The organism is Psychrobacter sp., from assembly GCF_030457785.1.
Lineage (GTDB): Bacteria > Pseudomonadota > Gammaproteobacteria > Pseudomonadales > Moraxellaceae > Psychrobacter.
On the sequence record NZ_JAKDUI010000118.1, the window covers coordinates 1 to 8,371 of the forward strand.

Sequence of the window (8,371 nt, forward strand, 5' to 3'; positions counted from 1 at the left end):
TTAAATGAGTTTATGATAGCTATTGTATCGATTTTATATAAGATTTACTATAGTAGGTACACTGGAAAAACTAAGCTTTTTTAAAAACTCTTTAAACCCACTAGGAGTTAATGGTACAAAGAAGAGTTTTTTATTTAGTTTTATCGATATGCAGCAAAAGTATGGCAAAGGTTTTTTTGAAACTAGATTATCTTTTAAAATAACTTTTGAAGATATGGAGGGCAACTCCTACACTAACTACTCAGTAATTGACCTTTCAGAATTTGAAGGAATAACAGAGCTAGGCAATGGCAATCCTGCTTATCGCACATCGATTGAAATAGAAAAGATAAGAAAAAACCTAGATTCACTTATAAAAAGTAGTAAACGAATTAAGGTTGACTCATATTCTCAGAGAGACCGAAACATGGAAAATGAGAAATCCAAAGCAAGAATAAGAGAACACCTTTCCAAAAAAGACGAAAAAAACCTATGACCCAGCTAACTGCCAACTCTATACCTTCTGATACCGATTTTAGCCACTCTCCAACATCCCTAAACTCTTTCGCACCTCGCCTCCTTGATTGGTTTGCCGAAAACGGTCGCCACGATTTACCTTGGCAACAACACCAAACCGACACGCCAAACCCTTATATCGTTTGGCTATCGGAAGTGATGTTGCAGCAAACACAAGTGACTACTGTACTGCCCTACTTTGCGCGCTTTATGGAATCGTTTCCGACCGTGCAAGACTTAGCAGCTGCGGATTGGGATACGGTGGCGGAGCATTGGGCAGGGCTTGGCTACTACGCACGCGCGCGCAATTTGCACAAAGGCGCCAAACAATTGGTCGAAGTGATTGAAGAAACAGGTGACTTTCCGCAGACCCAAACAGGTTGGGAAGCGGTCTCTGGTGTTGGTCTGTCTACCGCTGGAGCGATTATGGCGATGGGGCTGCATAAATACGGCGTCATTTGTGATGGCAATGTCAAACGTGTGCTGACACGCTGGGTGGCCATCGACGGTGATATCACCAAATCTGCCACCACTAAAGAGCTGTGGGCGCTGGCAGAGCGGGTAACGCCTAAAGAAAATTCAGGACTATTTGCCCAAGCCATGATGGATATGGGGGCGACATTATGTACCCGCAGCAAGCCTGCCTGTCTGTTATGTCCACTCCAAGAAGACTGCCTAGCCCATGCACAGGGACGTGAAACGGACTATCCATTCAAGGCAAAAAAACAGCCCAAACCCAGTAAGTTCAGTCATGCATTACTGATTAAAAATACAGCAGGTGAGGTATTGTGGCTACAGCGCCCTGACAATGGCATTTGGGGTGGGTTATGGAGCTTGCCATTACAATTCGTCAAAAAAGTTTCGAGCACGGCAGCAAGCAAGACAGCAAGCAAAAAAGCGGAAAATAAGACGGATAAAAAGTCAGCTGCTAGCAGTAACAAACCATCAAACACATCGAATGCACCAAGTGAGTTGATCAGCAATGTGCGTAGCAATGAAAAACTATACGAAACAGAGTTCACCACCGCCGAGCAAATCATCACTGAATGGCTCATCACCCACGAACTAGAAACCACACCAGTCAATAACCCATCGCTCAAAGATACGACGAAAGGTACGATGAAAGATACGACGATTAAACATTCACTGACTCACTTCCATTGGTATTTGACGCCGCACTCAGTGGCCTTAAATGCCAAGCAAACTGCCGATATAACCAAAGCACTGAACGCTGCACAAATTAATATCAATTGGTTAAATACCAAAGACGCTCAAGCGACACTTGGACTGCCACGAGCGATGGTTAAACTGTTAGCGTAATCACCTCGTTCACTTGTGCCTTAGCGACTGAGCCTGTTTGAGCACCCTATGGTAAAACAACGAATCAAAAAAGCGACTCATCATAAATGATAAGCCGCTTTATTGATGTGTTTTATAACTTTTTATAGCAATCGCTAACGCTAAGACTTCGGCACCCGCAAACGCATCAGCCCTTCTTGCTGCACAGTGGCAACCAAATTGCCATCCTGCCAAAAATGCCCATGGTTCAACCCTTTAGAATTAGAGGTCGTGCCACTCCACATATCGTATAGCAGCCAGTTATTCAGATCGAAGCCACGATGAAAATGCATAGAGTGATCAATACTCGCCGCTTGTAAACCACTGGTCATAAAGCTGACACCATGCGACATCAGACCTGTGCCAACGAGATAAAAGTCAGACGAAAATGCGAGCAGTGCTTGCTGTATCGCCACTGGTTGCTTACCCAAATCACCGATACGTAGCCAGTTTGCCTGCTTAGGTTTCATGGGCTCTGGGTGAATAGGATCGCGCGGCTTGACTGGTTTTATCTCGACATGACGACGACGCATAAAACGTGCTTTCAGGGGCTCTGGAATTTTGCCGACATACTCTTCTTTGAGATCTTGTTCAGCGAGCAAGTCCTCAGGTGGTGGATAAACGGGCATGTCTTTTTGATATTCCAGCCCCCCTTCCATCGGTGAAAAAGAAGCAATCATCGAAAATATAACCTGCTCGGTTGGTTCTTTACCACGTAGCTCTTTATACTGAATCGCCGTCACCTCACGGGCAGAAAGACTACGACCATCTCGCAGGCGACGTACCCTATAAATCACAGGCTGTTTAATATCACCGCCACGCAAAAAGTATCCGTGCAATGAGTGACAAGGCTTATCTTTTTCTAGCGTATGCGCTGCCGCCATGATCGCTTGGGCGAGCACCTGCCCACCAAATATGCGACTACCAACATAGTCATGGCTCTGCCCTTCAAAGACATCAGGAGTAACTTCAGTTAGCGATACGGTAGCAAGCAGCTCATCAATCAGTTGCGAATAATCGGACATGACGATAGGTTTCCTTATTTTTATCAAAAACGCAAAATGCCTAAATATAAGTCGCCCACTATATTTAGGTGATATATCGGCAAATCCTTTGCGTTTGAATGTAAAATAAAATGAAATCACTTGTAAAAAACACACAAGAGAGTTTTAGAACAAAAATACAGACTTAACAGCGCTATGACTGTGCGTGTGCTCGTTTTGAAGATGGTGATTAAAATGAGATAAATGGCAACTAAGTGAAAAACAGCGCTGATAATATCGGGATATGAATCAACTACTTGACACAGTTAAGCAAACATTTAACCATTTTAGCCTACTTAGAGTGCACGCTTCAGATTGAGATTCACCCTAGTATTTAGTACAAACGAGAAGGGCAATATAGTACCCAATATCACAGGCTTTGACTAGCATGTTACCTCTTTTTGGCCATGACCCTAGAAGTCACACAAATATTAAGCCGTGTTGAGCACACCCTAATCACCATGGAACACTCAAAACGAGGTGGCTCAAACACTGGCACCTCGTTTTTAAAGTATCACCAAATTATGGTTTCACAGACACCAGCACACGAATAGAATCCGGCACCAATGATAAATTATCCAACGCTTGTTCACCTTGGGCTTTTAGCTGCTCTAGCCGCTCGATTTCTTCTGGGCGTACATTGGGGTTAATGGTTTGCAGATGCTGCAAACGTTTGATCTCACGTGACCACTGCTGCGTGAAGCGGGCACTTGCTTGCTCACCGATATCGTTGAGCTGCTGACGGGCGATCGCTTCGGCATCATGATAACGCTGCTCGATCACATCACTACGTACTTTGATGACCTGACGCGCGCGGTTTTTGTCCAAACGCTCGATGTGAGGCATGATCATATCGCTGCTGATACGCTCTGATAAATCATTACCCTGCTCGCTGATAAACACACGAATGTTTTGCGTGGTAATGGTAGACGGTAAGTTGAGCATTTTTGGTGCGATTGCCTCTACGCGAAAGTTGACCTCGAGCAACACCATGCCTTGAGGTACAGCAGCACTTTTGAGCATAGCAACGGTGGTATTGCCAAAGGTACTGGTACTTGCCAAATCATATATCGCACGCATCAACGGATGCTCATGACTGATAAAATCTATGTCTTCGCGCTGTAGGGCTTGCTGACGCTCAAATGTCAACGTCATGCCATCTTCGTCACCCAATGGTAAACCATCGATGTACTCACTGATCTCGGTGCTGTCAATCGGGGCAATGACCCATGAACCATCTCTCTGCACACTATGCTCAATGTTGGCTGACGCAAAAAATCGATCCATAAAGTTTGGCAGCAGATTATGACTATCAAAATCATGCATGGCATCAGCGATACGCCCAGCAACGCGTGGGCGGCAAGAGTTGTACTCTAGCAAGCGGTCACGACCCGCTTGTAGCTGTGCTTCTAATCCCAATCGCGTTTTGCCTGCTTGCTCAACGACCCCTTCTAACACCGCTCTGTTTTCACTGGTATCAGCGCTTTCAAGCACTGGCTTTAGCTCTTGGATATACTGCTCTTGCACACTTTGCGCTGTCGGTGAGATCTGATTAAACATGTTGAGTGCTTTGTCATACCAATGATAGAGACGCTCTTGTGCCGTGCCTTGTACATAAGGGATATGCAACATGATTTGCTGAGTCTGACCGATACGATCTAGACGACCGATACGCTGCTCCAACGTATCTGGATTGGCAGGGAGATCCCACAATATCAATTGACTGGCGAACTGAAAATTACGACCTTCTGAGCCAATCTCTGAACACAACAGTATCTGTGCACCTTCACCATCTGCAAAAAATGCTGCTGCTTGGTCACGTTCAAGCAAGCTCATTTGCTCAGTGAATATAGCCGTTTTAATGCCTGCATGTAAGCGTAGCACAGCCTCTAAGCTCTCAACGGTCGCACCACTGCGAGCGATCAGCAGCACTTTTTGATGCTTGAGTTCACCTCGCAAGATATCGACCAACCAAGGTACGCGTGGATCATCCTCTAGCCAACCGCCATCAGGTTGATTTTCTTCGCCCCATAGCTGCTCACGTAGCTTACCATTGACTTGGTAGCTATCTTTCCACGCATCAGGCAATGGCAGTGGATACGGCTGACTACTACGCCCATAAAAACCTTTCACACTTTCGCGAGTATTACGAAACAGAATACGACCTGTACCATGACGGTCCAACAACTCATTCAACGCATAAGTACGCAGTTTCTCATCATCATTGATGGCTGCCAGCTCATCCATGCCGATATCCAGTAGATGACTCAATGCGGTGATTTGCCCTTCGCTTAGTGGCTGATCTTCTATCAGCACACCCGCGACAGCAGCCGTTTCGGCGAACGCTTCTTGACCATCAAGAAACTCATCCAAATCATCGAAACGATTGGGGTCAAGCAAACGTAAACGAGCAAAGTGACTTTGTGCGCCTAGTTGCTCAGGTGTCGCGGTTAATAGCATCACGCCTGGTGTCTCTTCAGCAAAGTCCGCAATCAAATCGTATTTATCGTTGCCGCCTTGTGCTTCGTCCCAGTGCAGATGATGGGCTTCATCGACCACCAACAAGTCAAACCCAGCGTCCATCGCTTGGTCGTATAGGTCAGGATGATCGAGCAGCAAATCCATACCAGCAATGATACATTGCTCAGTGGCAAAGACGTTTTGCTCAGGGTCATGCTCTTTAATCGCTGCTGTACGTACCAAATCAAACAAGGCAAAGTTCAGATTAAAGCGGCGGCGCAGCTCAACCATCCATTGGTATTGCAGACTGTCTGGCACGAGGATTAATACCCGCTCTGCTTTGCTGGTGATTAGTTGCTGATGTATGATCAAACCCGCTTCGATGGTTTTACCCAGCCCCACTTCATCAGCCAACAACACGCGAGGCGCGATACGTTTACCGACTTCATGTGCAATATAGAGCTGATGTTCGATAATATCGACTCGCGCACCCATCAAACCTTTGAGTGGATGACCAGCCAGCGCTGACTGCATGCGCAAGATGTCTTGGCGCAATTCATACCAGTCGCCACGCTCTATGCGACCAGCCAGCAGGCGCTCAAGCGGTTTGGCCAAAGTAATATTGGCAGCCAAGCGAGTTTCCATAATGCCGCGCTCGTGTTCATCGACGCCATATTTGAGCACACCCATCACTTCGTCCACCGCGTTGACCGTATAACGATTGCCCTCTTGATCGTAGACAGTGTCGCCCACTTTGAATACCACCCGTGAAAGTGGCGCCGAATTTTTGGCATAGACGCGGGTCTCTTCACTTTGTGGAAATAAAATATGCACACATCGGTCGTCGACATCAATGACCACACCCAAGCCAAGCTCAGACTCCGTATCAGATAAATAACGTTGACCAACGGCGAATTCAGTACTGTGTAATGAAGCAATAGAGGTAGTCATAAGGCGATGTCTTTTTGTACTCTGGTAATAAGAAATAAATGAGATAGCAATGCTCGCTGCGAATAGCCATTCATGCTGTAAAGCTAGGACTTGTCATCATTAGATTGGGGACAAATCCTAAGCTAACCGTACTAATTATTTGCATGCTCTAGCTAAATTAGTTACATACTCTGGCTAAAGTAGACCATTATATAGCGTTAGCGGCTAGATGAGTGCGATAAGTTGACTTTTCAAGAGGTCGATGGCGACAGTAATGGCCTTTGTGAGCCCATTAACTGAATCATTTTTGACTAAAAACCCCAACGTGCTACATTAAGTGAATAACTATCGACACAAAACAATAAAATAAGGACTCACCATGCAAGCGGTTTTTTTAGATAAAGGCACATTTTCCGACGGCGTTGACTTATCAGCACCAGCTGGTCTTAGCGACTATACCACTTATGATGATACCCCAGAAGACAATGAGATCATTAAAGAGCGCTGCAAAAACGCTGAAATCATCATCACCAACAAAGTCAAAATTGACGCGGATGTTATCAGCAGTTTACCCAACCTTAAGCTTATTCAGTTGACAGCCACTGGTATGAACAACGTCGATCAAGACACCTGTGCTGAGCATGACGTCACACTCTATAATGTCGCTGGCTATGCCGTCAAAAGTGTTCCTGAGCATACCTTCATGCTGATGCTCAGTGCCATGCGTTCAAGCATTTATTACCATAAAAAGGTCGCCGATGGCTCATGGCAAGACAACGGCAACTTCTGTCTGCTCGACATTCCACTGATCGACCTAGAGGATAAGACGCTAGGTATTATCGGTGTTGGCACCATTGGCAAGCGCGTGACTGAGATTGCTCGTGCCTTTGGAATGACCGTTTTATGGGCAGACCATCAAGGGTGCACACCTCGTAATGACGATTATACCGCTTTTGATGACGTGCTTGCCCGCTCGGATGTGATTAGCCTGCATTGCCCGTTGAACGATCAAACCAAGCATCTCATTAATGACGACACATTGGCCAAAATGACTAAGCAACCACTACTTGTCAACGTTGCCCGTGGCGGTATCGTCGATAGCCAAGCACTGACCAATGCCATCAACAGTGAGCAAATCATCGGCTATGCCAGTGATGTCTTCGAACAAGAGCCTATCACTGATGATGACCCACTATTGAGCATTAGCGACCATCCTCGTGTGATATTTAGCCCACACAACGCATGGGGCAGCGAAAGTGCGCAACAAACCTTGTGGCACATACTGTGCAAACAGGTGGCTGACTTTATAGACAATCAAGCAAATAGATAATCAAGTAACTTAATAAACAATTAACCAAATTGGCTCAGTGTAATAAACCGATCAAAAAGGGCACGGACTTTCCCAATCCATCCAAGCACCCAGCACTGGATGTTTTAGACGTAACTGCTGCGCATGCAAATTGAGCCTCGGCGCAATCGTCAATGCCGTGCCCTCCGCATAAATCGGATCACCAATCATCACGTATCCGACATGCACCATGTGTACACGCAACTGATGACTACGCCCAGTGACAGGCTTTAGGAATATTCGTGTGACTGTTTGACCATTACACTCTTCGTGAGCCATTACCTCATATAGTGTTAGTGCGTTTTTTGACCAGTTATGGTCTACGATGTGCCGCGGTTTTGTCGTAGGCTCATAGCGCACTGGTACAGATATTTTGCCAGTCGCACCGACCTCTTGCCATTTACCAAAGACCCGCGCTTGATATTTCTTTTGTGGCAAACGCTCGATGAACTGCTTACTAATATTACTTTGTGCAGCAGCGTTTTTGGCAAAAATAAGCAATCCCGAGGTATCCATATCTAAGCGATGAATGAGCTTGACCGCTGGATTGACGCGCTCAAGTCGCGCCAACAAGCTAACCTTTAACGTCTTACCATCGACGCTTAACAGCCCTGCTGGCTTATCAACGACCCAGATGTCATCGTCTTCATAGACGGTAATCTCCTTAGCAAATGCTTGAAAAAATTCAAGCGGATAGGCACGCTCCTGCTCATTGAGGGCATCGACTTCTTCATCAGTAAAAGGCATAAAATCAAAT

General features: G+C 45.9%; 6 protein-coding genes. 3 read left to right on the plus strand and 3 right to left on the minus strand.

Features of this window, described 5'->3' with window-relative positions; genetic code table 11:
* Window positions 1-22: 22 nt before the first annotated feature.
* A complete protein-coding gene (locus L0J61_RS06935) occupies window positions 23-475 on the plus strand; it encodes a hypothetical protein (protein ID WP_301465602.1) in 453 nt (150 codons plus the stop codon).
* Window positions 472-1,815, plus strand: coding sequence for an A/G-specific adenine glycosylase (gene mutY, locus L0J61_RS06940; protein WP_301465603.1), 1,344 nt, complete (start codon window positions 472-474; stop codon window positions 1,813-1,815). Before L0J61_RS06935 ends, mutY begins: the two co-directional genes overlap by 4 nt.
* Window positions 1,816-1,955: 140 nt before the next feature.
* Here mutY and L0J61_RS06945 read toward each other — a convergent pair whose 3' ends face one another.
* Window positions 1,956-2,858 carry an acyl-CoA thioesterase II gene (locus tag L0J61_RS06945; RefSeq protein ID WP_301465604.1) on the minus strand — a complete coding sequence of 301 codons (903 nt, stop codon included), beginning with the start codon at window positions 2,856-2,858 and terminating at the stop codon, window positions 1,956-1,958.
* A 540-nt stretch (window positions 2,859-3,398) separates the two neighbouring features.
* A complete protein-coding gene (gene rapA / locus L0J61_RS06950; protein WP_301465605.1) occupies window positions 3,399-6,287 on the minus strand; it encodes an RNA polymerase-associated protein RapA in 2,889 nt (962 codons plus the stop codon).
* Between the two features lie 358 nt (window positions 6,288-6,645).
* On the opposite strand from rapA, the gene L0J61_RS06955 reads away from it, so the two are divergent.
* Window positions 6,646-7,596: a D-2-hydroxyacid dehydrogenase gene (locus L0J61_RS06955; protein WP_301465606.1), complete on the plus strand. Its 951-nt coding sequence runs from the start codon at window positions 6,646-6,648 to the stop codon at window positions 7,594-7,596.
* Between the two features lie 51 nt (window positions 7,597-7,647).
* Here L0J61_RS06955 and L0J61_RS06960 read toward each other — a convergent pair whose 3' ends face one another.
* The gene (locus L0J61_RS06960) at window positions 7,648-8,361 is read right to left on the minus strand and encodes an RluA family pseudouridine synthase (protein ID WP_301465607.1); all 714 of its coding nucleotides are present in this window, start codon (window positions 8,359-8,361) and stop codon (window positions 7,648-7,650) included.
* Between the last annotated feature and the right edge of the window lie 10 nt (window positions 8,362-8,371).